A 25,553-nucleotide genomic window follows, 5' to 3' on the forward strand; every position below is an offset into this window, starting at 1 on the left:
CACTGGGCGAGTGGATATATTGCCACTCTAGCAGACCATAACATTGCACTAGGCGATGAAAACGGTAATTTTAGACCAAATGAAAACTTAACACGCGCACAATTTACAGCGTTTATGTACCGAGCACTTGGTTTATAAAACGAGAAAAAGAGAGATGTATCGTATATTCGATATATCTCTCTTTCGATTTTTAGACAAAGGTACAAAAAATGGATAAGATCCCGATGCTTTTGCGAATAAACTGAGAAGTCACAGTAAGATATTGGGAGTCTTTTTATCATAAATTTGTAACTATCTTCATATAGTATTAGTAAGCCTACGAAAGGAGTCGTTATCATGCGCATGCCGGCACTACCTAAAAAGAAGTCTCCTCCAAGGGAAGCACCAAGGTCATGGTGGAAAGTTGTGAAAGCGTACTTATCCAGAGGGAGGTTTTACCGTATACCGCCTCGGAATCGATAAATGAGATTTAAATGCAAAAAAGTCGCCTTAATAGCGACTTTTTTATCTTCTTTCAGTAAATGTTTTTTTGTAGAGAAAGTAGAGCGGCAGCTATAATTACGCCAAGCCGAAATTGATTATTGCATCTGTTCATTTTCTAATAGAAATGTATTTTTTGTTGGGCCGATTAAATAAAGCTCATGCATAGCTCGAGTGAGTGCCACATAAAGTAGCTTGCGATCGACCTTCGTATCGTAGAAAGGTGTATCGAAGGCAGCTACGATAACAGCATCAAATTCAAGGCCTTTTGCTAAATGACTCGGAACAACGAGCAATAATTCCTGATTGATGGACTCATTTTCAGTTAGGAGCTGCGAAGCAATTTTTTTGTCTTTTAATGCTCGCTGCATTGTAATCGCCTCTGCAGTCGTTTTACAAATTAAAGCAACGGAATGATGTCCATTGGCTCGAATGGCTTCAAAAATTTCTTGTATTTGCAGGGCATCAAATGATGCAGCCTGTATATAGGTTGGTACATTGCCATGGCGAACTACTGGCTCTACTAATGGAAGTTGTTCATCCATTTGGGCTAAAATCTTGTTCGCAACTTCCATAATTTCAATTGTCGTTCGGTAGCTTTTTTGCAGTGTTCTAAAGCTTGCTCTAGGAAATAGATTTTGGACAGGTTCCCAGGCAGTGAGAGAACGATAGCTGTGAATTCCTTGTGCTAAATCACCGACCATTGTAAACATATCTGTTTCAAGCCCAGTTTTTAAAGCAGCAAGCTGAAATAAACTATAGTCCTGTACTTCATCGATAAAAACAACTCGCATTTTCCATTCATCTGGAATGCCCTTTATACGAGCTTGTAAATAATAAAGTGCAGCTAAATCTTCAAGGACCCATTGTTCTTTAGCGTGTGCTTGTAAAAATTGCTGTTGCTCAAGATAATGCCATTCCGGAGCAAGCTCTGCTAAAAGCTCTGCATTTGTTAGAAGCGTACGATAGAGAGTCTTGATGTTATGTTTAGAAAAGCGTCGCATATAAACAGTTGCGGTTGACTTTGCCTCTTTTTCAATGGCAGGAATTCGTTCATCACGCTCATCAATAAACTTCGTGACAACACGACGTCGTTTGTCATCATCACGAAATCCATCAAGTGCTCTGCCAAGTGCTTCATCATATTTTTTATGGAGCGTATTTAAAATAGCCTGTTTCTTTTGACGTGCATGGCTTGCAAGCACTTTTTTAATATGTGCTAGTCGTTTTTCAATCGGCATATAAGAAAATTCATATAAAAATAGCTTCTTTAAATGGGAAGCGCGCATTATGCAATATTTTTCAATGAAAACATCCTCAAATTGATTGGCAATTTCCTGCTCGATCTTTTGAATATAACGTTCTATTACATCACGGTAATAAAGAGAGCCCTTCATTTCAGATATCCAAGAAGCTGCCTGTTGAGGTTCTCCTGCAACAAGAGATTCTAATTGCTCATTTGGATTTTGAAGTTTCAGTTTTAGCTTCGTCGCGGCTAAAACGTAATCGCTAAAGGTTGTTTGGCAAATTTTATCGACACCAAGCTCTGGTAAAACATCACCAATATAATCGATAAATAACTTATTTGGTGCTAAAATCATGAGCTGCTCAGGGTTGAAATGCTCGCCCATCGTGTAGAGGAAGTAAGATATTCGGTGTAGGGCAATGGTTGTTTTTCCACTACCAGCAGCACCTTGTACAATAATAGGCTGACGGAGATGTGCTCGAATAATTTCGTTTTGCTCCTTTTGAATGGTGGAGACGATTTCTGTCAAACGTACATCTGCCTTTCCTGCTAATGCCTCTTGCAGTAATTCATCGTTTGTTGTTAAATCAATATCCCGTAAATCAAGCAATTCACCATCATTAATTTTATATTGTCGCTTGGCAAATAAGTGTCCTTTATGGATTTCTCCGCGAACATCATATTCCATATCCCCAAGACGACCATCATAATAGACGTTTGCTACCGGTGAACGCCAATCGACGATAATAGGCTCGTGGGTTTCTCGGTGAAACAAAGAAGTTTTTCCGATATAAAGAAATTCTTCAGGATCACCTGTCTTTTGAAAATGAATTCGGGCAAAGTATGGCTTTTTTTGAATAGCCTCTAAGCCTTCCTTTTGGTTTCGAGCCATTTCAAAGAAGCGGGCGTTTGCTAAGATATTAATATAGCCCAAACTGGAATCTAAATAATCAAGATCTGCCATCGACTTACGAATATTCTCCTGAGCAGATTGCAAACCTCTTTGTGATTCATTTAAAATTTGCTGCATGTAATTTTTAGTGTAAGCTAGCCGCTCCACTTCAGCCTGAAAATCTGGATGTTGTGCAGTCATTTTTTAGCACCTCCTAAGTACTTACATTTTCAAGTAGATTCTCATACTACTATATATAATATTTACCATCAAGTGAAATTGTAATAGGCTATTAAGGGAGAAGGAAAATCGAAATATAATGGCCCACCAACTACTCTATTGAGAGGTGGGCGAAACAGGAGGTTATCGAATTTGGATATTTTTGCCCATAGAGGCGTTTCGGCACATTACCCAGAAAATACAATGGCTGCTTTTGTGGCCGCATCAAAACTACCGATTACAGGGATTGAACTAGATGTTCATTTAACCGCGGATAGGGAGTTAGTCGTTATTCATGATGAAACAATCGATCGCACTTCTAACGGCTCTGGCTTCGTAAAGGATTATACGCTACAAGAGCTTCGTGCATTTGATTTTGGTTCATGGCTTTCTTCTAAATTTGAAGGTGAAAGCATTCCAACACTAGGAGACGTTTTAGAGCTATTTGCGGGCACAAATCATCGCATTAATATTGAGCTTAAAACCGATGTATTTCCTTATAACGGGATAGAAGCTCTTGTTATTAAGGAAGTTGCTGCATATCAAATGACAGAGAGAGTAATCATTTCCTCTTTTAATCATGAATCTATTCGGATTGTCGCACAAAGAGCGCCGTACATTGAAAAAGCAGCGCTGTTTGCAGAAATTTTAGTTGATTTTAATGGCTATACAGCACAAATCCCGGCAGATGCTATACATGTCAGCTTACCTGCAGCGTATCGAAGATCAGTTCAGGAAGCTCTTAATGAAAGAGCAACTGTACGTGTGTATACAGTTAATGATGTCGAGCACGCAAAGCAATTACAGAAGCTCGATGTACAGGCAATATTTACAGATGACCCGGAAAAGATAGTGTCGGGATTGACTGAATAAAATTGGATAGAATGCCCGGGGTGGGGATAGAAATTAGAGCGATGGAAAGAAAGGTTAAAGTGGCGGATAGGAAGTCGAGAGCGACGGAAAGAGTAGCCAAGGTGACGGATAGAAATCAGAGCGACGGAAAGAAGAGTCGAAGCTACGCAAAGAATGGTCAGAGCGACGGATAAAAGTGCCGAATCTGCGGATAGAATCCCCAAAGTCGTGGATAAAACAGCCAAAATCGTGGATAGCCCGACAGATTGATGGCTAGAACCAGTCAAAGCAACGGATAAAACCGCTAAATCGCCGATAAAGGCGTTATTCAAGGGCTTTTTCGGATTTAACGCACTGAGAATGTGCGAATGTCAGTGCGTTAAATCCAAGTATGAGAAAGAATATAGCAAGATAATTTTCTGTTTCTACCATTTGACGCGATTTTCTTCGATGCTGCCTAGCATTTGTTTGATTACAAGTGTTTCTCCATTGTCTAGTAGCACGGAGCCGTCGTAATAGCCAAACATTTGATGTACTTCAGATTTTATGAGACCAGCTTTTGTGACGGATACACGCTCGAAGAATGGGGAGAATGTTAATGAAACTTGGTTAGTGAATTTAGTTTTAATTTTCCATCGTTGCATTAAATCCTCTTGATCATAATTGAACAGTACATCCTCATGTATTTTTGTCATTTTACCTTCAACGAAAACAGCATTTTCGGTCATGCCAGTTCCGTCTGTCCATTTACCACCTAAATTGAGTCCAATTCGTCTACCTCGAACTCGTTGTGAGGCCATTCCCCAATTCCATGTGAATGTACGTGGCCAAACGCCACGACTGTATTCTAAGACAGAGAAGTTTTCCTCAGGGGAAAATGTGAAGCGGCGATTACCAATTGTTACAAATCCAGAAGTAGGGAGTATATGATGCTTACCTGTAAATTGGAATGTTTTACGGTTCCAAGGGATGACTACATTCAATGATTCATCTGTAGGCGGATGCTGAATGACAAGTTTTGCACGTAAAACATCTCCATCGAAGTCAGGGATCGAAACTGATAGATGTGTTTCATTTTGTACATATGTCATATCAATCATCATGTCACTATTTTTGAAGGATACTGAATCTAGCACCTGTGTAGGCATTTTTAACTTCCCACCCAATGGAATGGTAATTGTTTTTTCAAAGTAGCGCTGTGTTTCATATTCAAGGAAATAGACGAAGCAGACCGCTGCATAATCTAGATGGCTAATAGTAGCTGAGAAGATGATCTCATCACCGTAGACACACCAATAATTCCATTTCTTTTTGCGCATGATATGGCCACTTAAATTGCTGTTTATAAGAGGTTTACGTGCAAATCCGATGGCAGCTGGATTTAAATTACCTTTTTTATCGCATAAAAGAGTAGGTTGTATAATTTCTTTCTCAGCATGCTGCTTCAATTTCAACATCCCTTCTGATTCATAAAATAAAAATCTATAATTCCTTACCCTTATTGTAGCAAAAACTATCTTAGAATTGGCAAAGTTAGTTCCAATTAAGACCACATTCGACATTTTTATGAATAAGGACCTAACTAATAGAAACCACTCTTTGTACATATGTTGAACATAAGGAGGAGGAGTGTGGCAAAAATGTATAACAGACAGGCCGCTGTACAGTATGCGAACTTGTGGTGGAATAGGCGTAATCCAGCATTTCCGAATTTTACTGTTGATTGTACGAACTATATATCTCAATGTTTACTTGCCGGAGGTGCACCGATGAGAGGTGCACCAAACAGAGGGAAGGGTTGGTGGCTTCAGCATGGAAATTGGAGCTTTAGCTGGTCTGTTGCACATTCCCTTAGATGGTATTTGGAAGGCTCTACAACTGGGTTGAAGGGTAGGCGTGTACAATCTGCTGAAGAATTAGATCTTGGAGATATTGTTTTTTTGGATTTTCAAGGGGATGGAAGGATTGATCATTCCTTACTTGTGACAAGTATTAAAAATGGTATCCCATATGTTAATGCACATACTTCCGATAGTATTAATCGGCCGTATTTTTATGAAGATTCAACAGCCTATACGCCAAGCATGACTTATCATTTCATTCATATAGACGATAGTTTTGCTTAAGGAGATAGCAGTGTTAAAGCTCATCATTTTATGATAATGTGAAGGATAGAAGATATACATTTTAATTATTGTATAGTTATAGAAGGAGAAATGAGTATATGAGCGAAAAATTTTTGTCTGTTAGGGACGCGATTATTGCGCGTCGTTCTATTAAAAAATTTAATGGCCAGCCTGTAGATCGTGAAGATTTAATGGCCATTATTGACGATGCCGTATGGGCACCTAATCATGGGAATCGAGAGCCTTGGCGTTTAGTCGTTGCTTGTGGTGAGGAGTTATCTGCTCTTCATAATTTATTGCGTGATCTAGCGATACCGAAATGGCAGGAGCTTTCAAGTGAAGATTTAGCGAAGCAAATGACGAAATTTACATTACCGGGTGGCTATGCTTTTGTAATCGTTCCTGAGGATGCTCGACAAAAAGAGCGATTAGAAGATTACGCAGCTGCAAGTATTTTTATTCAAAATATTCAATTGTTAGCTTGGGATAAAGGAATAGGCTCATGCTGGAAAACGCCTGGCTTCCTAGATAATCCGAAATTCCGTGAAGCCTTAAAGGTTCAGCCGGGTGAGCGCGTAATCGCGATGCTACAAGTTGGCTATTTTGATGAAGTACCAAAAGGGAAAGAACGTAAAGCATCAGCAGATGTTGTTACGATTTTTGGAGAATAATATAGCAAAATCCCCTCGTTACAAGAAACGAGGGGATTTGTAGTTTTACTTTTGTAATTCAGCTACCTCGAATAAATAATCACTTAAAACACGTAATCCTTTATCGAAGTTTTCTAAATGGAAGTGTTCATTTGGTGCATGGAAGTTTTCGCTTGATAAGCCGAAGCCCATTAGCACTACTGGCAATTCTAAAATTTCATCAAAGGCAGCCACGATAGGGATTGATCCTCCTCCACGTGTGTAAGCAGTTGGCACATTATATACTTTTTCGTATGAGCGGCCAGCAGCTTGGATAAATGGATGATCAAATGGTGTTAAGAATGGACGACCTTTATCGAATTCAGAGATAGTCACTTCAACGCCAGTTGGCTTATGTTTTTCAATATGTGCTTTTAATAGTGCTACAATTTCATTTGGCTCTTGATTAGGTACTAGACGGCATGTGATTTTTGCGCCAGCCTCAGCAGGAAGTACGGTTTTAATTCCTTCGCCAGAGAAGCCACCGAACACACCATTAACCTCTAATGTTGGGCGTGCCCAAGTACGTTCTAAGTATGAATAGCCAGCTTCACCGAATAATTCCTTCACGCCAACTTCTTCTTTCACGGATTCTTCATCAAAACCAAGCGCACGATAAGCTTCGCGTTCCTCTTCAGATAATGGTAAAACTTTATCGTAGAAGCCTTCAACTTGAATTGTGCCATGCTCATCACGGAAGGATGCTAAAATATCAGCTAATGCATGAATAGCGTTTTGAACACCGCCTCCGTAAAGACCGGAGTGAAGGTCTCCTTTTGCACCACGAACATCAATTTGAACCCCTGTTAAGCCACGCAATCCATAGCAAACAGCAGGCTTACCAGGACCGTATAAACCTGTATCAGAAATTAAAATTAAGTCTGCAGCTAGTTTCTTCTTATGCTCTTCAACATAGGCAGGAAGGTTAGGACTACCAATCTCTTCTTCACCTTCATAGATGAACTTCACGTTCACAGGTAAAGTTCCAGTTGTCGCAAATAATGCTTCAATCATTTTTAAGTGCATAAACACTTGTCCTTTATCGTCACTAGCACCACGAGCGAATAGTTTGTTATCTCGGATTGTAGGGTTGAATGGCTCAGTTTCCCATAAATTTAATGGGTCAACCGGCTGTACATCATAATGACCGTAAAATAGAATAGTTGGTTTACCCTCTGCATGTAACCAATCAGCATAAACAACAGGATGACCTGCAGTTTGCGTAATAGAGATATTCTCAAGATTTAGCTTTTTAAAAGCGTTTGCCAGCCACTCAGCAGCATTTTGTATATCTCCTTTATGCTCTGATAAAGAACTAATACTTGGAATACGTAAAAATTCATTTAATTCACTTAAGTGTGCTTCACGATGTTCTGAGAAATACGCATCTAATTGCTGTAAATTTGTCATCTAGCATCCCTCTTTTCAAATATTTCGATAATAGAAATAGTATAGCATAATGTGGTTGGGGAATCTTGTTATAGCAATGGGTTCTGACTTTTTTTATTAATGATTAGCCCCAATTTTAGCTCCACTATCTTGTGAAATTTGACCAAGGAGTGATACAGATTCAGCCTCAAATCATCTTTGGTGTAACTTTCACATTGAGTTCACGATTTAATAAGATGCTACAGTATGTATGCCTTAAACCATGTATCGTTGTTTTTGGCAGTACAGTCCAATCTAAAAGTTCAAAAAAAGCAATGCCCTCCAAATGCATTCAAGGACATTGCTAAAATCGATCGTTATTTATTGAAACGTACAAGGCGCTCAATTGGAAGACGTGAAGAACCATAAGCTGGTCCAGCTGCCTCGCCAATCGCTAGTAATAAAATAGGCACTTCGTTCGATGGTAATTCCATATATTCAGCAAATTTTGATTTGTCGAAGCCTCCCATTGGGACTGTATCATAGCCCATTTCCTTCGCTAATAGCATAATTTGCATTGAAATTAAGCCTGCGTCAAAGTGAACGATATTTAGTAGCGCCTCTTTTGGGATCGCACCATACATTGCTAGAGAATCCTGAGCAAGCTTACTTGCAATTTCTTCAGGCATATAGCCCAGCTCAACATTTTTCGCATAAATTTCCTCTGCATTTAGATACATTTCTGTATCTCCAATGACAGCGATAATGGCAGATGCTGTTTCGATTTGTTCTTGATTAAATGAAAAAATATTAATGTTCTTTTGGATTTCTTTATCATCGATGACGATAAAGCGCCATGGCTGCATATTACTTGAAGATGGGGATGAGGTTGCATCTTCTAACAGTTGCATAATCGTTTCACGAGAAATCGTTGTGTTAGCATTGTATTTACGAACCGATTTACGTTCGTGCATAATTTGTTTTACTGGTGTAGTTGTCATTTTATTTCCCTCTTTTACTAAATATAAATTAAACCGCTTTAATTGTTACATTGATATTACCCATTGTGGCTTTTGAATATGGACAAACGGTATGTGTAATCTCTAATAATTGTTGTGCTTCTTCAATCGATAAGCCTTCAATATGCCCTTCGATGTCGACAGCAAGCACGTAGTCAAATGCAGCTTGCTCCATTAGTTTAACCGTTGCTTTAATTGTTGATGCCCCTTGAATTTTCTTTTGGCGTTTAATTAAATCTAACGCGCTATTAAAGCAAGCACTATAACCTGCTGCAAATAGTTGTTCTGGATTTGTAACATCTGCTAATTTCGAGCCAGGTGGTGCAATATTTAATGATAACGATTGATCCTCTGCATACGATTTACCATTACGCCCACCGTTATTAATCATTGTTGTTGTATATAATTCTTTCATAAGATAAAACTCCTTTCTATGGCACTCTTTAATTAGATTGTATACAATTTAATTGTGCAATATTGATTGTATACAATTTAATTGTGTTTGACAAGTAGAAACTTTATTTTTAATATGAATAGTATCAAAAGTACTTAAAGAGGGGATTCCTATGCCGAATCATTTAGATAATCAACTATGCTTTCTTTTGTATGCGACTTCAAAGGAAATCATTCGTCAATATACGATGTTATTAAAGCCATACGATTTAACATATACAGGTTATATCGCCATACTAGCCCTAGAGGACGATGAGCAAATTACGGTGAAGGAATTGGGGCAACGTTTATTTTTAGACTCTGGTACATTAACACCGGTACTAAAAAAGTTAGAGGTAACAGGCTACGTCTGTCGTGAGCGTTCCAAGGAAGACGAGCGACAAATGAATATCTATTTAACACAAGCAGGAGTTGAAGTACGCCAAAAGCTACCTGAAGTGTCACGTCAAGTAATGAAGCAAACGAATATTTCAGAGCAGCAGTATATGCAGCTGAAAATCGTCCTTCAAGATATATTACAAAACGACTTGCCAGTTAAGGATAGAAAGCTGGGGAAATAAACTGATTTTTGACATTGAATCAACCCACACAGGATTCAGCCCCAAAATAATCAAATTGTATTATTTAGTAACGCCAGCTATCAAGTTGGCGTTTTTCTATTTTATATAATAAAAATAGGGATAAGCAGGTGTTTTTAAGAAATGCGGACACTCTGGTAATTCATCAGAACCATATATTCATTTTCAGGTAATGGATTTCCCTGATATTGTATATGGAAAGTCATTCGTATTCTTTTCAAAGATGGTAAGGAATCAATACAAGGGGATACGATATCTAATATCTAGGAATATAAATGATGAACAGCTTGTAAAACAGAGAAATCATTAATCTCAAGTGCAATAGGTAGGTTCTTTAAATAACGGGGCTGTATTAACGAGTCGTATGAAAAGATAGTTAAAGCAGTAAGCAGTGCCAATATTATAAATAACTTGATCATTACCTAATTATGGTATAATTACCTTGATATATATGATGGAAAGTTGTGAGAAGATGAAGAATAAAAATAAAAAAGGAATAGTCGTTGCTTGTATAATATTTTGTTACTGTGTAATTTCTGTTATCTATACGCTTTTCTTAGATGGGAAAATCGACTGGTCACTATTATTTTTAGCTTTATGTATGATTGGTCTAATAGAAGTTGCTATATCTAATAATAAATTACTTAACAAGAAAATGAATAAGTAAGCATGAAAGCATATTCTTTTTAAAGATGGTAATAAAGTGTCAGTTACAGATTTCTTTTGTACCTGTCGCTACGCTTTCGGTGCAAAAGACATTTTCTCAAAGAAGTTAAAAAAGATCACCTTACAATAGGTGATCTTGCTTTGTTTTTAGAGGTTGCTGCTATTACCAAATAAAAGGAATTAGCTTTTTAGTTTTCTGTTTATATAGTGTAAATTGTTCTCCGTACTTGTTTTGTAAGTAATCATCAGATTTTGGAATATAGCCAAAAACAAATACTAAGAATAAACCTAGAGGGATAAGCAAACTATAAATATTGTTAGATATTAGCGCTAAGCCTAGTACCCAAAGGCAATCTCCAAGATAATTAATATGAATCGCATATTTAAATAAACCGCCTGTATAGAGTTTACCTTGGTTTAAAGGATTGTCTTTAAAAGGTTTTCTAAGTAACTCTGAAACTGTATTTAACAAACTGCCTCCTAAAAACAATATCCAACCTACAGTAAGTACCGTTAAGTTTGGATCTTGATTACTAGAAATCATTAAAATGGGGAAACCTAAATAGTAAATCCCAAAAGCTATACTGTTCATGATCGCTTCTTGCCATGCAATACCTCTAGGCAACCATATAAACATCATAGCTGTTAATCGTAAAGCTGTAATAATTAGAGCAATAAAAAGTCCTAGTGAAATGCCCGATTTGTCATATGTAATGAAAAGCAAATAATAGGCAATGATTAAATAAATAATCTCAGCAACCAAAATTAATATCTTTTCTTTTATCGTTGATTTGTTTATACCATACATTTTAAGACGCTCCTTCATTTTTTATTTAATGGGAAAATACACCTCTATGATATTATTCACCTCTGGTGTGCTATAAGGATCCGTTTGGTAAATTTCAAACGGAGCACCGTTCAGTTTATAGTTATTTTCAGCAATCCAAACATGCAGCTTTGTATGAATAGAAGGTAATTCATCGTAAGAGCCAATAAGTGTAGCCATTGCGCAAAGACCGGGATTAAACACTTTTGTTTTATTTGTGGCAATCGCAAGAGGAATGGCAATTTCTACATCATAATTTTCAGGTTCATATTCTGAACTATGGAAAATAGCGAGTGGTTTAGCAATAGGTGATAAATTCTCAAACAAAATTTTACTAAACAGCTCATTAAAGTGAATTAGAAAATCAGCGGTATTCATTTGTTTTCGTTGAGATAGTATATTATAGGTTACGTGATCAACAAGTTTAATCTCAATCTGATCTAAATAACCCATGATATTTTCCTCTTCATCTATCAGTTGAATATCAATCTTTAATTTTTTTAACAATGAAGAATAAAATGTAATCTGTTGTGTCAGATTTTCTTGTTTGGCTTTCATTTTAGAGTGAAGAAGTTCGGTATCCTCCCAATTAGCTAAAATAACCTTGATTTCATCTAACGAAAATAAATAGCTTTTTAAGCGTGCGATCAATAAAGCTGTTTCTAATTGAGAAATATTATAATAGCGATAGTTGTTTTTAGTGTCTATGAAAGCAGGTTTTAAAAGTCCAATCTCATCATAGTAGCGAAGAGTCTTCAATGTGAGATGTGAGATCTTTGAAAACTCACCGATTGTAAGCATAACAATCACCTCCTGTTATAAATATAATGTTTCCTGTAAGGGGAGGGTCAATCAATGTAGCTAAATTTTTTATAGTCATATAAGAGGAATTGGGGAGTAATAGATTGTGTGACTGCATTAGGGGGGAGTAGTTCAATGAATTTGATTTAAACCTCAAATTTTTTGACCAAAACGGACTATTTATATAGTTAAAAAATTCCGAATTTTAAGTTTTCTGTTAATATATATACTGAACTATATTTTATGAGGGGGTTTTTAAATGTCTTCTACGACGACTTTAATCGAAGATTTTCAAAGTTTTTTTAATCGTTTTCAAAAAGTATGGAATGGTTGCAGCGCAGATGAGATGAATGCTTTGATTTCACCGGATATAGAAGTACGGTGGGTAGGTCCTGGTACTGATATTGCAGATTGGGGATATGAAGAGACTTGTAATGGTTGGGTAGAGGCATATAAACAGTATGAAGGTCATGAACCAAAATGGCACTTTAAAGAATTGCACATTACACCTGCATCTGAAAATGAAGTGATTGCAACGTTTTGGGTAACCTTTGAAATGGATGGGAAATTTATAGATGTAGTGAAATTATTTGTTCAGAGATTTAGGAGAGAACAAAATGATGAATGGAAATTAATAAGGGAATATTGTGAGCACCTGAATTCGGAATCTTTTATTTCTAACTAACCTCGAGTCGCTCTAAGTAACTTCTTATAAAAAGCTGAATGAGAGAGTGATCTGCCCCGTAAAAGTTAGACATCAATCTAACTTTTTTTGGCCAGATCAGAGATCATTCAGCTTTTAGTATGCTTATTCACGAATAACCAATAGTACACCGCTAAAGATTAAAGCAGTTCCAACCCAAAAGGATACGCCTATTTGTTCGCCTAGTAATAGCCATCCTAGGAAGGTACCGACGATTGGTTGAAAGAAGAAAAATAAACCGCCACTTGCAGCATTGAGCATCTGTAATCCACGATTCCAAAGTAAGAAGCCACACGCTGTAGAGATCACGCCTAAGTAGAGTAGGCCACCCCAGATTGAAGGTTCTACCATAGCATGGAAGTCTAATTTTATTAGTCGCGGAATGGCTAAAGGTGTTAAGACAATGATAGCGACAAGTGTTCCGTAGCTAGTGACAACAATTTGTGAATACTGCTCCGGTACCCGTTTAATAAGGACAGACATCAGTGACCAGGTTAGGGCCGCGATTAGTAGAGCAACTCCACCTAATTGATGGGAGGAATCGATATGTGCACTACCGACGATCATATAGACTCCGAATGTCGCGAGAATAATAGAAACGGCTTTTTTTAAGGTGATTTTTTCTTTTAAAATGAATCTCGCAAAAACAACCATAAATGCCGGTGTCGTTGCAGTAATGATGGCGCCCATTTGAGCAGTAGACAGCATAGTACCTACCTCTTGGGCAACGATAGAAATCGTATTGCCAATTAGCCCAATCATAAAAATTAACAGCCAGTCCCGTTTATCAATTCGCCAGGATTGTTTTGTAATAGTGCCAATGATGAACAAAGCGATTATGGCAATCATATAGCGTAGCCATACTAATTCTATCGGTGGTATGGTATCGACAACTACTTTAACTACTACATACATGCCACCCCAAATGCTAGCAGCAAGTGATAAATATAAGGAACCTAATAAGGTGTTTTTCATTTTTTCCCCTCCGTTATCTCTAGACAATTCCTGTCCTTAACGGAGATATGAAGATTCTCCGTTAAGGGAGAATAACTTCAGGTACATCCTGTTCAAATAATGGTGAGAAGATCATAATACCCAGCCCCTTTTAATAGTATTTCATTTATCATATAACATTTTTTTGAATTTGATTAGTAAAAAATGGTCTGAGCTCGATAAAGTATACCGAATTCAGACCATGTAATAGATTATTGAGCTGTATAACCGCCATCGACAAGAAGAGTAGTACCATTGACAAAGCTTGCATCATCGCTAGCTAAAAATAGCACAGCTTTTGCTATTTCCTCTGGTTTACCAAGTCTACCTTGTGGATGAAGTGAAGCTAAATATTCTTTCTGTTGAGCATCTACTTCAGAGAGTAGGGGAGTGTCGATGTATCCCGGACATACGGCATTAACACGAATGCCTTCCTTTGCATAAGTAGTACATAAGTTTTGTGTTAACAGTTTTACGCCTCCTTTTGCAGAGGAGTAGGCTGTTGGAGCTGGTAAGGAAACAAAACTATGAATGGAACCAGCATTAACGATGACACCGCCTGTACCTTGTTTAAGAAATTGTTCAATGGCATATTTATCAGAAAGAAATACACCTGATAAATTAATATCAATCGTTCTTTTCCATTTTTCGTAGGATAATTCATGTGCTGGAGCATCATCAGCTACGCCAGCATTTGCATACATAATATTTAGCTTACCGTATTTATTGACCGTTTCATTAATCATGTTTTGGATGTCTTCTTCTTTTGTTACATCTGTTTTGATGAAAAGAGTATCGTATCCATTACTATTTAATTCTTCTGAGATGCTTTGTCCACGATCTGAGAAATCAGCAATAACTACTTTTGCTCCTTCTTCAACAAATAGGCGAACAGTTGCTTCGCCAATGCCGCTTGCGCCACCTGTTACGATTGCTACTTTATCTTTTAATTTCATTTTTTATCCCGCCTTTTATTTTGCTGTTGCTCCACCATCAATGACGAATTCGGCTCCTGTTGAGAAAGAAGACTCATCAGAGGCTAAAAACAATACCATCTTAGCCACTTCGTTGACAGAGCCTAAACGTCCTAATGGGAAGAGGTTTTTACCTAATTGCTCTTTAGAGTTACCTGTTGTTTCTGATGCATAGTCCGCCATCCCAGTATCGATGTAACCTGGATGAATAGAGTTTACTCTAACACCAGCGTCGGCATATTCCATCGCAGCATCCTTTGTCATAATACGAACTGCACCTTTACTAGCTCCATATAAAACATGTCCAGCTGCTCCGGTTAAACCTGCTATCGATGATGCATTAATGACAGAGCCTTTATTTTGTTTAGCCATTAGTGGCATAATATGTTTCATTCCAAGGAATACACCTGTCACATTAATGGACATTAAACGATTCCATTCGGCTAATTCAATTTCTGCCATAGGCTTAATAATATAAATACCAGCATTGTTGAATAGAACATCAACTTTGCCAAAAGTATGGATTGTTTCATCTGCAACCTTTTTCCAATCATCTTCGTTGCCCACATCATGACGTACGAAAAGTGCTTCTCTACCAATTGCTTGGATATCCTTTACTGTTGCATTTCCTGATTGTTCGTTAATATCTGTAATAACTACTTTTGCTCCTTCTTTAGCAAATAATAGTGCAGTCTCTTTACCAATTCCTGTACCGCCACCTGTAATAATGGCTACTTTATTTTCTAGTCTCATAACAAGCACGTACCTTTCTTATCATAGTTTTATGATTACCTCAGGCTTCAAAAGTATTCACTAATATCTAGTGATACTTCCATCATACTCGTTTCATTTTGAAATACTATCCTATAAGGTGCTGTATAATATTGAGTTAATATCGTCCATTTATAGGGTAATGGATTGTGAAGGAGTAGGATTTATATGACCCATTCATATGAAGAAGTTACATTCCAAGAATTCGTCTTGTTCATTAAAATTTATAGCAAACAGCTAGAAGAAAATATAAATATCTATCTTAATCTAGAGCCTTCTATTTCTGAGTCGGATCGAAAAAGGACTAAGATGCTGCTGTATTCGTTTATTCTTCTGTTAACTCATATTGAAATTGAAGATATCAATGAAGAATATGGAGGTTATTTAGATACGTGGCTTCAATCACAATTATCCATTATAGATATGGGAAGCTTTAACCTGTTTCAATTAATATTTGAGAAATCCTTGATTACCTTTATGATTCAACAGAAACATAGCCGAATGAACGCAATAGTCATGTTTTTACTATCGCTGTTTACTTATCTTGTTCAAAGTTATAACAAATGTGAGGAAGAGCATAAGACAAAGTCTGATTCACATGAAAGTTTAGAACTGAAAAACCTCCTATTGTTAGATCAACTTAATAAGCTACTGATTCGTTGTTCTGGATATCAAGATTTAGCCTTTATATTAAAAAAATGTGAAGAGTATTTTCAATATAAAAGATGTGTCTTTTACGCATATGTCCCATGGTCAAATCAATTTTACGGGGTCATTGGTGCAGAGCTTTCAAAAGTACAGAGCATGAAGGGCCAGCTCACTGCACAACATTTAGTTTTTGGCTCCAAGAAACCGATTTATTTAAGAGACCCTAAAAATTATGTAAAAGAAGAGCATATAAAATTATTTGATTTGTCCTCGGTGATTTTTATACCGATTATTCATGAAGATCAATTGTTTGGATGGCTGACATTTGATCAGCTAGGAGAAGAATTTGATTGCACCAAAGATGAATTACAGTTACTTGAACAAGTTGGGAAACGCTTGGGGTTATTTTTATCAAGAAAAGGTGAAAAAACGGAGAACGCCTCTGAGCTTCACTTAACAGAACGAGAATCAATGATTTTGGGCTTACTAGCAGAAGGGTATGACAATAAAAAAATAGGTAGCTTACTGTTTTTAAGTGAGCATACAGTAAGAGATTATGTCAGTAGTCTAATGACAAAGCTAAAAGCAAAGAACCGCACTCAAGTTGTCGCTTCTGCCTTTCGATTGGGGCTATTGAAATAAGTGTTTGAAATACATGAAAAATCAGAATTATTTTATGTTAGGAAATTTAAGGGAATGCTATTGGTTATACAATAAAAAAAGGAGGTAGGGGCGTGTTATAAAGCTTTTCCTCGAAAAATAAATATAGTAATAAAACATTATTTACGAATATTACAAGTGAAAGCATTTAAGCTTACACGATTGTAATGTAATTGAAAGCCAATACGATAGAGTGTAATACATTATTTTGCGAGAATGTGTATAGAAGCAAGAACAAGAAGCGGAGGAATACACAATGAATGAAAAATTAGAAGGCGTATATGAGGAATACAATCGTTACATATACCACCTATGTTTAAAACTTACTCGCAATAATGTAGAAGCTGAAGATTTAATGCAAGAAGTATGGGTAAAAGTTGTGCGCTATGAAGATAGCGTTGCCGAGGTAGAGCATATTAAAGCTTGGCTAACAACAATTACAATGAATACATTTAGAGATCGCTATCGTAAAAAAACACGACGTAGTAAATACATGATGAACCAACCTGAAACATTAGACGTACCGATTTTAGATTTGGTTCCCAACAATGACATTTCAACAGAAGAAAAAATCGAAAAAGATATTGTTACTAAATTAGTACAGGATAAAATGGGTCAATTAGATACAATCTATCGTAAAACATTATGGTATTTCTACATAGACCAATTTTCACTTGCAGAAATCTCTTCAATTATGAAAGTTTCAATTGGAACTGTGAAATCTCGCTTATTCCGTGCAAAAGCTCGTTTAAAAGAAATGCTAATGGCCGATGCATCCATAGTAGAGTCTGTGCTACCAGCATAATTAAATGCATTGGTCGCACTAGCATAATTACTTAGACGGAAGTATTCGCTCGGCCAATCCCAAAAAAGATGCATTGCAAAATTACTTTGCGATGCATCTTTTTTGATGATATTTATCGCCGGAAGAATGGACATCGCTGATAAAAGAGCAGGAATCGCTGATAGACCATTGAATATCGCTGATAAAAGATGCGGAATCGCTGATAGACCATCAAACATCGCTGATAAAAGTGAGGGGGGAGGGGGGCAGTCATCCGAAAATCGCGCCAAAAGAAAAACACCTTAAAAAGTTAGATGCATATCTAACTTTTTAAGGTGTGAAAATGAAACTTTTACTCAGGTCGATTAGGTTCGGCGTTGAGTAATTTTACAAAAATATCTCGTAATGTTTGTACCTCATCAGCTGACAGCATACCAAACAAATTTTGTATAAGTTCGGTAACTTGCTGGCGGGAATCTTCTAAAATATTTTCGCCATCAGCAGTAATTTTCAATTGGGATGCTCGTCGATCTGTTGCATGCTGTGTCTTTTCAATAAAGCCAGCATTAATGAGCTTAGTTGTTAAAACAGTGACACCACCTGTCGTCACTTTTAACCGATCAGCAATGGCAGAAGGGCGTTTCGGTCCCTCCTGCGATAAGTAGTCTAAAATTAAAATATGGGATTTTGAAAAGCCGAGTACATTATGATTATTCCACTCGTTTGCCCACTTACGCTCAATGGAAGATACTACTTCAAACAACGAGGTAATGGCTCTTTCTTTTTCTTGATCCATATAAGGTCAACTCCAAAACTGTTTTAACTTTCTTGTGCCAATCTTGTCATCGCGTTTAACTCATAAGCACGTACTCTACGTGGAATAAAACGACGAATGTCCATCTCATTGTACCCAACTTGTATACGTTTTTCATCTATTAAGATCGGGCTACGTAACATTCTTGGGTGAGCTTGGATGATGGCAAACAACTCTTGAATAGAGAGCTGATCAATATCAACATTTAAATTTTTAAAATCATTTGAGTTAGTTGCAATGATTTCGTCTGTTCCATCTTCTGTCATGCTTAAAATTTCTTTAAATTCAGCAAGTGTTAGTGGATGTGAAGTAATACGTTTTTCTTTATATTCGATTTTGTGATCTTTTAACCATTTTAATGCTTTTCTGGATGAAGAACAGCTCGCTTGTGAATAAATTGTAACTGTCATTCTTCATTCCCCGCTTTCTTTTTTAGGATTATATTTAATATATATCTTATTAGTAAGTTAATTAGGTTATACATATATCTTACTAGTAAGCTATATATAAATCAATAGTTAATTTGAAAATTTTTAAACAGAAATGAATTTTTTTTACTACACTAAAATATACGCACAAAAGAGCGAAAAGTTTCGTAAATTCAGCTTACAATGATGTAAGTTTACTCAATATTAATAATAGAAGTTCGTAGAATAAAGAGAGCTACTCTAATATAGAGAGAAATAGTCTGAATTAATGGAGATAGATATATTGTTAATCCACTCATTATTAATATGATTGAATACAGGTTTTTATTCCTAAATAAATAAATTTTTGTTTTGTGGGCTGTGAAGAGGACCATTTCCAAAAGCTCGAGTAGGTTAGGGAAATGCTCGGGTATGCCGGGGAACTGATCAGGTAAGTAGGAGAAGTGATCGGGTATGCCGGAGAAGTGATCAGGTAAGAAGGAAAAGTGATCAGGTAAGTAAGAGAAGTGATCGGGTAAGTAGTAGAAGTGATCAGGTAAGTAGGAGAAGTGATCGGGTAAGCCGGAGAAGTGATCAGGTAAGTAGTAGAAGTGATCGGGTAAGCCGGAGAAGTGATCAGGTAAGTAAGAGAAGTGATCAGGTAAGCCGGAGAAGTGATCAGGTAAGTAGTAGAAGTGATCGGGTAAACCGAAGAATTGATCAGGTAAGTAAGAGAAGTGATCGGGTAAGTCGGGGAAGTGATCAGGTAAGTAGTAGAAGTGATCGGGTAAGCCGGATAACTGATCAGGTAAGTAGTAGAAGTGATCGGGTAAACCGAAGAATTGATCAGGTAAGTAAGAGAAGTGATCGGGTAAGTCGGGGAACTGATCAGGTAAGTAGTAGAAGTGATCGGGTAAGCCGGAGAACTGATCAGGTAAGTAGTAGAAGTGCTCAGGTAAGCGAGAGAACTGCTCGGGTACCATGGAAAAGTGCTCAGGTACTCCAAAGAACTGGTCAAATACGCAAGTGTAGTCCCGGAAACCTTACCCACGGCAAATGTTAAACACAAAAAAAGGGCAGCCCCGAGTAATCCATGAATCACACCGGTAACTGCCCATATTAATAATATTTCTAGCTTTGTTGTCCTGAAGTAAACCAGTCTTGGACATTCCAAACCTTTGTTGCTAAACCTTCATAGAATTCAGGTTCATGGCTTACTAGTACGATTGTGCCTTTAAATTCTTTCATAGCACGCTTTAGCTCATCTTTTGCATCGACATCCAAGTGGTTCGTCGGTTCGTCAAATAGAAGCCAGTTTGTTTCATCCATCATTAACTTACATAAACGTACCTTTGCTTGCTCACCACCAGATAAAGAATTAAGTGGGCGAGTAATATGATCTGTTTTTAGTCCTGCGCGAGCTAATGCTGCACGTACTTGTGCTTGCTCCATAGAAGGGAAGGCATTCCACACATCATCAATAGGTGTAATCTTTTCAGCTTTTACTTCTTGTTCGAAGTAAGATGGGTAAAGATAGTCACCGCGAATCACTTTTCCATCTAGTGGATTTATTTTGCCTAACATCGTTTTTAATAATGTTGATTTACCGACACCATTCATACCGACTAGGGCAATTTTTTCCCCACGTTCAATCTCAAATGTAAGTGGGGGAAGTAACGGCTTGTCCTTGTCGTATCCAATGACTAAGTTTTCAGCCTCTACTACATAACGACTTGAAGAACGTGCCTCTTTAAAACCGAATTCAGGCTTTACAGCTGTTTCAGGGCGATCGATACGCTCTAAGCGGTCAAGTTGTTTGGCGCGAGATTTTGCACGGCCAGTAGTTGAGTAGCGAGCTTTATTTTTCGCGATAAAATCTTCTTGCTTTTTAATGAATTCTTGTTGTTTTTCATAAGCATCAATATGCTGGCGTTTATTGATTTCAGCAAGCTCTAAAAACTTTTCATATGTCGCTGTATAGCGAGTTAATTTTGAGAATTCTAGTTGGAAGATAACATCCACCGTGTCGTTCATAAACTCTGTGTCGTGCGAAATTAATAAGAAAGCGTGTGGGTAGTTCTTTAAATAGTTTTTTAACCATGTAATATGTTCTTCATCCAAATAGTTCGTCGGCTCATCTAGTAATAATACTTTTGGTTTTTCAAGTAATAGCTTGGCTAGTAAAACCTTTGTACGTTGACCACCTGAAAGGGCAGCAACATCACGTTCTAAGCCGATTGCATCAAGACCAAGACCTCGTGCAACCTCTTCAATTTTCATATCAAGAGAATAGAAATCACCTGCATCCAGCGCATCTTGCACCTCTGCCATTTGTTCTAGTAAAACTTCTAATTCTTCAGGTGTTGCTTCAGCCATTTTTCCTGTAATTTCATTAAGCTCTTCTTCTTTTTTATATAAAGGAAGAAAAGCGTCACGTAATGCATCACGCATAGTTCGACCAGCTGTCAAAACAGTGTGCTGATCTAAATAACCGTAATGTGTTCCTGGAAGCCATTCAACCTTCCCAGTATCGTGGATTGTTTGGCCTGTAATGATGCCCATTAATGTTGACTTACCAACACCGTTTGCACCTACAAGACCAATATGATCACCTTCAACTAGACGAAAAGAGACATCTTTAAAAAGCGTGCGGTCACCGAAAGAATGACCTAAATTTTCCACTGTTAATATTGCCATATATGTTCCTCCGAGATAGCGGCTAAGCTTTTTTTATGACCGCTAATATCATTTTTATAGTTCTGCTAATTGTTTATTCAATTCCGCTAGTGTTGCTTCCATATTTGCAAGGCGTTGCTCAGCTTTTGCTACTTGATCATTATGACCTGTAGATTCAAGTTTTTCGATATCGCCTTGTAAATTCATATAATCCATTTTAAGCTCTTTAATTTGATATTCAATATCGCTTTTTGATGGCATGATAATTGCTCCTTTATGTGTGTTTATTTGTATAACGAATGCGTATCAATTTATGCCTCGGCATAATTGCGTCCGGAATCGGCTTTGTGCTTAGGCCTGCAGATGTTTTTTGTGCGAAAGCGTAGTGCTAACGCAGCGTCAGCAGCACCGACGCAGGCCAGTTAGCCGTTATCGCATGATGTGATGATTTTAGGCTAACATCCTCTGTGAACTCCTTTTCGAATCTGTGACATCCGCCGGAGGCTTTAACTTCTTTCAGCGGGTGTTTGGACGCCCACTGAAAGAAGTAAAAGCGATGGAGGTTTTTTTATCCCCCACCGCTTATTAGTTACTATCAATCGGGTACTTATGGTGCTTGAATTCACTTCTTGTAATTACAGATAAGTGAAAGTGAAATTTCTACTATATTGTATCATATCCACCTGCAAAGAATCACTAAGTAGAAGCGATATTATGTCGATCATAAGCGAAATCTAAAAGCAATGACTGTAGTGCTTCATTGTTACTTGCTAGATTGAGCTGTCGTTGTTTTTTAACAGCGCGTTCGCTTCGGGCCTCATGTAATAAAAATTCCATGACAGCGTTTTGAATTTGTGATTGCTTCATTTTGCGACCAAGTCCAAGATGAATAAAGCCGTTCTGTTCGCGAGGGAAGGCATGTAATAGCTCAGCCTCAGTTTGTGCAAGAGTAATACAAGGAACACCATAAGAGGCGATTTTATAAGGCGTGTAGTTAGCATTACAAATAATAATATCTGCTTTAGGTAATAGTTTTAGGAGTGCGTTTTTATCACGAAGAATGGCAGTATTACGACGACTAAGTACCATCATTTGCAAATCATCTGTTGCATGTCGATAGCTATCATCAATCATTACTGTAATTTGTAGTGGGATTTGTAGCTGCGTTAAGTGACGAAGAGTTCGGTAGGTTAAGTTATGCTCGTCCCCATCCTCAAAAGCAACAACAATATGAGGCGGATCTTCAGGTATTTTACTGTCTGGTCGATCATCAAAATTCTGAAAAGCTTGTGGTAATGCGAAATTGAAACTACCACCAATATAATGAGATGGTAAATAATCTTTAACTTCTTGATAGAGTGCTAGCAATACACAGTCACAGGCTTGGCCACCTTCACCCAAATCATCAAAATGAATGATTGTTTTGCAGAACGGTCGTAAATTTTGTACTTGCCAGCTTTCGGAGTTACGACCATCTCTTACAATTAAATCAGGCTGAATACCTTTCATTTGCTTCGGTAGCTCATCGAAATGTTCAAATAAGATTGGCGAGAGATTTTCATTCATTAAAATTTGAATTCCATCATTTGAAGGGGTCTTTACAAATATGAAAACTTTTTCATTTGTAAGTAGCTTTGCCAGCGTTGCAACCCGTTCAAAAGGATACAGCCCTTTATCGATACAGCTTTCAATAATGAAAACTATCGTCTTTTTTAGTTCCATTGCTTGAGTTTCGTTTTGCAAATGTATCCCATCCTTTCATCCGTCTATTTAAACTATGGTGAATGATGGGCAAGTATGTGTAAAAAATTAGGATTAGATAAATTATGACAAATATCAATTATGCCTCGGCATAATTGTAGCTGTCGCTTCGCTTTCGCTACAGAAAACATTTGCCACTGACGCTGCGCTTTCGCACAGATAAATTGCCACAGGACGTGGCGTTCTTAGACTGAGTTCCTCTTTTTCAGCGGATGTTTGGGCACCCCTGAAAAGTGGCTTAAAACCGCATTCATCTCGCTACCTATAGAGATGGGAGACTGCTGAAAGAAGTTAAATTGTGGTGATCTCCTTAAAATGGTTTTTCAAAACTCTTAAAATTAAATGAGTAAGAGCTCCTTCTTTGGTCGATAAATAAAGTAGAGTTTGTGGAAAGATACATAGGATTGTTTCAGCTTTTCAATAAAAATAGAAGCTAGCAGATTTTGTTCCGGCAGTTAGATTCGGAGCAAATGAGCTTTGAAGGGGGTACAAACCAATGGGAATGCGCGCAGCGATTGTTGTAGGGGCTACTGGATTAACAGGTACCGCTCTTGTAGAACAACTATGTGAAAATGATGAATATGTTTCGGTTACGGTTATTGCACGAAGAGCACCAGCATTTACGCATCCGAAGCTAGAAGTGAAAATTCGTAATTTTGATACTTTAGAGGAAAAAGATATTGAATTTGCACATGAGCTTTATTGTTGTTTAGGAACAACGATTAAAAAAGCAGGATCTCGTGAGGAATTTGAGAAAGTTGATTTTGAATATCCGCTAACGATTGCCTCGTTAGCAAAAAATCGAGGAATCCCACATATGTTAGTTATTACAGCAATGGGGGCAAATGAAAAATCTCCAATTTACTATAATCGAGTAAAAGGAAAGCTTGAACATGATCTTATAGAGCTAGGCTTACAGAGACTTTCAATTATTCGGCCATCTTTATTGGTTGGTGAGAGAGAGGAATTTCGCTTAGGTGAAAAGGCGGGAGAGAAAGTTTTAAAACTCGCAAAGCCACTATTAGTTGGGCCATTAAAGCGTTCAAGAGCTATAGAAGCCTCCCAGGTTGCAAAGGCGATGATAGTTATTGCACTGTATGGCGATAAACAGCCGGTTACAATTTATCAATCTCAAGATTTGGCTAAATTAGATTTTCCAGAAATGCAGGATGAAGATGTTTCAAGGGAGCAATTATTTAATTGGGACAAGCGCAATTTATCTAGTTCTAGCAATGAAGAAGATAAAGTAAATCGTGAAGTCGTGATTAATCGAGATAAATTTAAAATAGAGGAAACCGTTGTAGACAAAGAAGTAAAATTCCAACGTCGTGAGGATAAATAAAGGTTCATTGATAGGAGTGGAGGTTGGGCGACTCCTTGCGGCTCATCGGACGCCCCCCAGCCGGAACGGAAATCAACTCCACGTGAGCCAAATATTATTTTAATAACTTTTAGAAAGCATATTTCTTAAGCAGACTACGTTCCGCCTAAAGACTGAAATTACGGTTTTAACCACTACATTTCTTTCCGTGCCTCTTTTCATTTGTTACAATATTATTGTAGAAGATGAATGTGGAGGCAAAGTGATAATGAAAATTTTACTCGTTGATGGCACGATGTTTGGTCGTAAAACTGGTGCTATTTTAGAGCAAGTGGAGCAATATATTAAAGAATTAGATGCAAGTTTCGAGTTAGAAATTATGCATTTTAGTCAATATAAGCATCAAATTGTAGACGGTTCACCGTTAAATGATGACATGAAAGAAATGATTAAAAAGTTCGAAGAAGCGGATGCGTATATTATCGCTACACCGATTTTCCAAGCATCAATTCCGGGCGTTTTAAAAAATGCATTTGACTTCTTGCATCCAAAAACAATGCGCTATAAGCCAGTATCGATTGTGGCAAATGGTGGCACGTATCAGCACCATTTAGTAGTAGAAAATCAGTTAAAACCAATTTTAGACTACTTCCGTGCACTTGTAACGCCGAACTATGTATACACACACACATCTCATTTTGATGCAGATAACAAGATTGTCGACGAAGATGTTCATAATCGTTTACGTGAATTGGCTCGTGTTTTTGTTCAATATTGTGAAATGAGCAAAACATTGCCGAAAGAACCCATTGATCAACATTAAAAT

26 protein-coding genes are annotated in these 25,553 nt (G+C 37.4%); 10 read left to right on the plus strand and 16 right to left on the minus strand.

What is annotated here, in order from left to right; genetic code table 11:
• The coding region (locus ACFVT8_RS21750; RefSeq protein WP_387084187.1) for an S-layer homology domain-containing protein at positions 1 to 138 on the plus strand (138 nt) is incomplete at its 5' end.
• A 440-nt stretch (positions 139 to 578) separates the two neighbouring features.
• Here the strand turns inward: ACFVT8_RS21750 and helD are convergent.
• A complete protein-coding gene (helD, locus tag ACFVT8_RS21755) occupies positions 579 to 2,819 on the minus strand; it encodes an RNA polymerase recycling motor HelD (protein WP_387084169.1) in 2,241 nt (746 codons plus the stop codon).
• A gap of 171 nt (positions 2,820 to 2,990) precedes the next feature.
• Between helD and ACFVT8_RS21760 the strand changes: the two genes are divergently transcribed.
• Positions 2,991 to 3,710, plus strand: a complete 720-nt coding sequence (locus ACFVT8_RS21760) for a glycerophosphodiester phosphodiesterase (RefSeq protein ID WP_387084167.1) — start codon at positions 2,991 to 2,993, stop codon at positions 3,708 to 3,710.
• Between the two features lie 404 nt (positions 3,711 to 4,114).
• On the opposite strand, the gene ACFVT8_RS21765 is transcribed toward ACFVT8_RS21760, so the two are convergent.
• Complete coding sequence (locus ACFVT8_RS21765) at positions 4,115 to 5,137, minus strand: DUF2804 domain-containing protein (RefSeq protein ID WP_387084165.1); 1,023 nt, start codon at positions 5,135 to 5,137, stop codon at positions 4,115 to 4,117.
• A 183-nt stretch (positions 5,138 to 5,320) separates the two neighbouring features.
• Between ACFVT8_RS21765 and ACFVT8_RS21770 the strand changes: the two genes are divergently transcribed.
• Together ACFVT8_RS21770 and ACFVT8_RS21775 are read left to right on the plus strand one after the other, a co-directional pair.
• Entirely contained in the window at positions 5,321 to 5,815 is a 495-nt protein-coding gene (locus tag ACFVT8_RS21770; RefSeq protein ID WP_387084163.1) for an amidase domain-containing protein, read from the plus strand.
• 98 nt (positions 5,816 to 5,913) lie between these two features.
• Positions 5,914 to 6,486 carry a nitroreductase family protein gene (locus ACFVT8_RS21775; protein ID WP_387084157.1) on the plus strand — a complete coding sequence of 191 codons (573 nt, stop codon included), beginning with the start codon at positions 5,914 to 5,916 and terminating at the stop codon, positions 6,484 to 6,486.
• A 45-nt stretch (positions 6,487 to 6,531) separates the two neighbouring features.
• Here ACFVT8_RS21775 and ACFVT8_RS21780 read toward each other — a convergent pair whose 3' ends face one another.
• The 3 genes from ACFVT8_RS21780 to ACFVT8_RS21795 all read right to left on the minus strand — a co-directional run bounded on the left by ACFVT8_RS21780 (position 6,532) and on the right by ACFVT8_RS21795 (position 9,306).
• Positions 6,532 to 7,914, minus strand: coding sequence for a dipeptidase (locus ACFVT8_RS21780; protein ID WP_387084155.1), 1,383 nt, complete (start codon positions 7,912 to 7,914; stop codon positions 6,532 to 6,534).
• A 335-nt stretch (positions 7,915 to 8,249) separates the two neighbouring features.
• Positions 8,250 to 8,873 carry a nitroreductase family protein gene (locus ACFVT8_RS21790; protein ID WP_387084153.1) on the minus strand — a complete coding sequence of 208 codons (624 nt, stop codon included), beginning with the start codon at positions 8,871 to 8,873 and terminating at the stop codon, positions 8,250 to 8,252.
• Positions 8,874 to 8,901: 28 nt separating this feature from the next.
• Positions 8,902 to 9,306: an Ohr family peroxiredoxin gene (locus ACFVT8_RS21795; protein WP_049667871.1), complete on the minus strand. Its 405-nt coding sequence runs from the start codon at positions 9,304 to 9,306 to the stop codon at positions 8,902 to 8,904.
• A gap of 151 nt (positions 9,307 to 9,457) precedes the next feature.
• Between ACFVT8_RS21795 and ACFVT8_RS21800 the strand changes: the two genes are divergently transcribed.
• Complete coding sequence (locus tag ACFVT8_RS21800; RefSeq protein WP_387084151.1) at positions 9,458 to 9,904, plus strand: MarR family winged helix-turn-helix transcriptional regulator; 447 nt, start codon at positions 9,458 to 9,460, stop codon at positions 9,902 to 9,904.
• A gap of 847 nt (positions 9,905 to 10,751) precedes the next feature.
• On the opposite strand, the gene ACFVT8_RS21805 is transcribed toward ACFVT8_RS21800, so the two are convergent.
• Together ACFVT8_RS21805 and ACFVT8_RS21810 are read right to left on the minus strand one after the other, a co-directional pair.
• Positions 10,752 to 11,396 carry a methyltransferase family protein gene (locus tag ACFVT8_RS21805; RefSeq protein WP_387084149.1) on the minus strand — a complete coding sequence of 215 codons (645 nt, stop codon included), beginning with the start codon at positions 11,394 to 11,396 and terminating at the stop codon, positions 10,752 to 10,754.
• A gap of 21 nt (positions 11,397 to 11,417) precedes the next feature.
• Entirely contained in the window at positions 11,418 to 12,215 is a 798-nt protein-coding gene (locus ACFVT8_RS21810; RefSeq protein ID WP_387084147.1) for a MerR family transcriptional regulator, read from the minus strand.
• 259 nt (positions 12,216 to 12,474) lie between these two features.
• Here ACFVT8_RS21810 and ACFVT8_RS21815 point away from each other — a divergent pair, with 259 nt between their 5' ends.
• Positions 12,475 to 12,900, plus strand: coding sequence for a DUF4440 domain-containing protein (locus ACFVT8_RS21815; protein ID WP_387084146.1), 426 nt, complete (start codon positions 12,475 to 12,477; stop codon positions 12,898 to 12,900).
• 123 nt (positions 12,901 to 13,023) lie between these two features.
• Here the strand turns inward: ACFVT8_RS21815 and ACFVT8_RS21820 are convergent, their stop codons facing one another.
• The 3 genes from ACFVT8_RS21820 to ACFVT8_RS21830 all read right to left on the minus strand — a co-directional run bounded on the left by ACFVT8_RS21820 (position 13,024) and on the right by ACFVT8_RS21830 (position 15,638).
• Entirely contained in the window at positions 13,024 to 13,893 is an 870-nt protein-coding gene (locus ACFVT8_RS21820; RefSeq protein ID WP_387084144.1) for a DMT family transporter, read from the minus strand.
• 230 nt (positions 13,894 to 14,123) lie between these two features.
• Positions 14,124 to 14,867: an SDR family NAD(P)-dependent oxidoreductase gene (locus ACFVT8_RS21825; RefSeq protein WP_387084142.1), complete on the minus strand. Its 744-nt coding sequence runs from the start codon at positions 14,865 to 14,867 to the stop codon at positions 14,124 to 14,126.
• A gap of 15 nt (positions 14,868 to 14,882) precedes the next feature.
• Positions 14,883 to 15,638 carry an SDR family NAD(P)-dependent oxidoreductase gene (locus ACFVT8_RS21830; RefSeq protein WP_387084140.1) on the minus strand — a complete coding sequence of 252 codons (756 nt, stop codon included), beginning with the start codon at positions 15,636 to 15,638 and terminating at the stop codon, positions 14,883 to 14,885.
• Between the two features lie 186 nt (positions 15,639 to 15,824).
• On the opposite strand from ACFVT8_RS21830, the gene ACFVT8_RS21835 reads away from it, so the two are divergent.
• Entirely contained in the window at positions 15,825 to 16,946 is a 1,122-nt protein-coding gene (locus ACFVT8_RS21835) for a LuxR C-terminal-related transcriptional regulator (protein WP_387084138.1), read from the plus strand.
• 274 nt (positions 16,947 to 17,220) lie between these two features.
• The gene (locus ACFVT8_RS21840) at positions 17,221 to 17,769 is read left to right on the plus strand and encodes an RNA polymerase sigma factor (protein WP_132360114.1); all 549 of its coding nucleotides are present in this window, start codon (positions 17,221 to 17,223) and stop codon (positions 17,767 to 17,769) included.
• Positions 17,770 to 18,100: 331 nt separating this feature from the next.
• Here the strand turns inward: ACFVT8_RS21840 and ACFVT8_RS21845 are convergent, their stop codons facing one another.
• The 6 genes from ACFVT8_RS21845 to ACFVT8_RS21870 all read right to left on the minus strand — a co-directional run bounded on the left by ACFVT8_RS21845 (position 18,101) and on the right by ACFVT8_RS21870 (position 23,388).
• A complete protein-coding gene (locus tag ACFVT8_RS21845; RefSeq protein WP_387084135.1) occupies positions 18,101 to 18,544 on the minus strand; it encodes a MarR family winged helix-turn-helix transcriptional regulator in 444 nt (147 codons plus the stop codon).
• Positions 18,545 to 18,567: 23 nt separating this feature from the next.
• Positions 18,568 to 18,972 carry a transcriptional regulator Spx gene (gene spx / locus ACFVT8_RS21850; RefSeq protein ID WP_053484570.1) on the minus strand — a complete coding sequence of 135 codons (405 nt, stop codon included), beginning with the start codon at positions 18,970 to 18,972 and terminating at the stop codon, positions 18,568 to 18,570.
• Between the two features lie 212 nt (positions 18,973 to 19,184).
• Positions 19,185 to 19,952 carry a hypothetical protein gene (locus ACFVT8_RS21855; protein WP_387084133.1) on the minus strand — a complete coding sequence of 256 codons (768 nt, stop codon included), beginning with the start codon at positions 19,950 to 19,952 and terminating at the stop codon, positions 19,185 to 19,187.
• A gap of 148 nt (positions 19,953 to 20,100) precedes the next feature.
• Positions 20,101 to 21,666: an ABC-F family ATP-binding cassette domain-containing protein gene (locus ACFVT8_RS21860; RefSeq protein WP_387084131.1), complete on the minus strand. Its 1,566-nt coding sequence runs from the start codon at positions 21,664 to 21,666 to the stop codon at positions 20,101 to 20,103.
• A gap of 54 nt (positions 21,667 to 21,720) precedes the next feature.
• Positions 21,721 to 21,906, minus strand: a complete 186-nt coding sequence (locus ACFVT8_RS21865; RefSeq protein WP_285397488.1) for an SE1832 family protein — start codon at positions 21,904 to 21,906, stop codon at positions 21,721 to 21,723.
• A gap of 435 nt (positions 21,907 to 22,341) precedes the next feature.
• Complete coding sequence (locus tag ACFVT8_RS21870; RefSeq protein WP_387084129.1) at positions 22,342 to 23,388, minus strand: PseG/SpsG family protein; 1,047 nt, start codon at positions 23,386 to 23,388, stop codon at positions 22,342 to 22,344.
• A 514-nt stretch (positions 23,389 to 23,902) separates the two neighbouring features.
• Between ACFVT8_RS21870 and ACFVT8_RS21875 the strand changes: the two genes are divergently transcribed.
• Entirely contained in the window at positions 23,903 to 24,748 is an 846-nt protein-coding gene (locus ACFVT8_RS21875) for an NAD(P)H-binding protein (RefSeq protein ID WP_387084127.1), read from the plus strand.
• A gap of 247 nt (positions 24,749 to 24,995) precedes the next feature.
• A complete protein-coding gene (locus ACFVT8_RS21880; protein WP_387084126.1) occupies positions 24,996 to 25,550 on the plus strand; it encodes an NADPH-dependent FMN reductase in 555 nt (184 codons plus the stop codon).
• Positions 25,551 to 25,553 lie beyond the last annotated feature (3 nt).

It is taken from the genome of Lysinibacillus sp. NPDC058147 (genome assembly GCF_042884205.1).
Lineage (GTDB): Bacteria > Bacillota > Bacilli > Bacillales_A > Planococcaceae > Lysinibacillus.

What these genes read in the sequence shown, in the direction of transcription:
- helD (WP_387084169.1), bottom strand. Translation starts at nt 2,819, where the DNA reads ATGACTGCACAACATCCAGATTTTCAGGCTGAAGTGGAGCGGCTAGCT.
- ACFVT8_RS21775 (WP_387084157.1), top strand. Translation starts at nt 5,914, where the DNA reads ATGAGCGAAAAATTTTTGTCTGTTAGGGACGCGATTATTGCGCGTCGT.
- ACFVT8_RS21780 (WP_387084155.1), bottom strand. Translation starts at nt 7,914, where the DNA reads ATGACAAATTTACAGCAATTAGATGCGTATTTCTCAGAACATCGTGAA.
- ACFVT8_RS21790 (WP_387084153.1), bottom strand. Translation starts at nt 8,873, where the DNA reads ATGACAACTACACCAGTAAAACAAATTATGCACGAACGTAAATCGGTT.
- ACFVT8_RS21795 (WP_049667871.1), bottom strand. Translation starts at nt 9,306, where the DNA reads ATGAAAGAATTATATACAACAACAATGATTAATAACGGTGGGCGTAAT.
- ACFVT8_RS21800 (WP_387084151.1), top strand. Translation starts at nt 9,458, where the DNA reads ATGCCGAATCATTTAGATAATCAACTATGCTTTCTTTTGTATGCGACT.
- ACFVT8_RS21805 (WP_387084149.1), bottom strand. Translation starts at nt 11,396, where the DNA reads ATGTATGGTATAAACAAATCAACGATAAAAGAAAAGATATTAATTTTG.
- ACFVT8_RS21810 (WP_387084147.1), bottom strand. Translation starts at nt 12,215, where the DNA reads ATGCTTACAATCGGTGAGTTTTCAAAGATCTCACATCTCACATTGAAG.
- ACFVT8_RS21815 (WP_387084146.1), top strand. Translation starts at nt 12,475, where the DNA reads ATGTCTTCTACGACGACTTTAATCGAAGATTTTCAAAGTTTTTTTAAT.
- ACFVT8_RS21820 (WP_387084144.1), bottom strand. Translation starts at nt 13,893, where the DNA reads ATGAAAAACACCTTATTAGGTTCCTTATATTTATCACTTGCTGCTAGC.
- ACFVT8_RS21825 (WP_387084142.1), bottom strand. Translation starts at nt 14,867, where the DNA reads ATGAAATTAAAAGATAAAGTAGCAATCGTAACAGGTGGCGCAAGCGGC.
- ACFVT8_RS21830 (WP_387084140.1), bottom strand. Translation starts at nt 15,638, where the DNA reads ATGAGACTAGAAAATAAAGTAGCCATTATTACAGGTGGCGGTACAGGA.
- ACFVT8_RS21835 (WP_387084138.1), top strand. Translation starts at nt 15,825, where the DNA reads ATGACCCATTCATATGAAGAAGTTACATTCCAAGAATTCGTCTTGTTC.
- ACFVT8_RS21840 (WP_132360114.1), top strand. Translation starts at nt 17,221, where the DNA reads ATGAATGAAAAATTAGAAGGCGTATATGAGGAATACAATCGTTACATA.
- ACFVT8_RS21845 (WP_387084135.1), bottom strand. Translation starts at nt 18,544, where the DNA reads ATGGATCAAGAAAAAGAAAGAGCCATTACCTCGTTGTTTGAAGTAGTA.
- spx (WP_053484570.1), bottom strand. Translation starts at nt 18,972, where the DNA reads ATGACAGTTACAATTTATTCACAAGCGAGCTGTTCTTCATCCAGAAAA.
- ACFVT8_RS21855 (WP_387084133.1), bottom strand. Translation starts at nt 19,952, where the DNA reads ATGGTACCCGAGCAGTTCTCTCGCTTACCTGAGCACTTCTACTACTTA.
- ACFVT8_RS21860 (WP_387084131.1), bottom strand. Translation starts at nt 21,666, where the DNA reads ATGGCAATATTAACAGTGGAAAATTTAGGTCATTCTTTCGGTGACCGC.
- ACFVT8_RS21865 (WP_285397488.1), bottom strand. Translation starts at nt 21,906, where the DNA reads ATGCCATCAAAAAGCGATATTGAATATCAAATTAAAGAGCTTAAAATG.
- ACFVT8_RS21875 (WP_387084127.1), top strand. Translation starts at nt 23,903, where the DNA reads ATGGGAATGCGCGCAGCGATTGTTGTAGGGGCTACTGGATTAACAGGT.
- ACFVT8_RS21880 (WP_387084126.1), top strand. Translation starts at nt 24,996, where the DNA reads ATGAAAATTTTACTCGTTGATGGCACGATGTTTGGTCGTAAAACTGGT.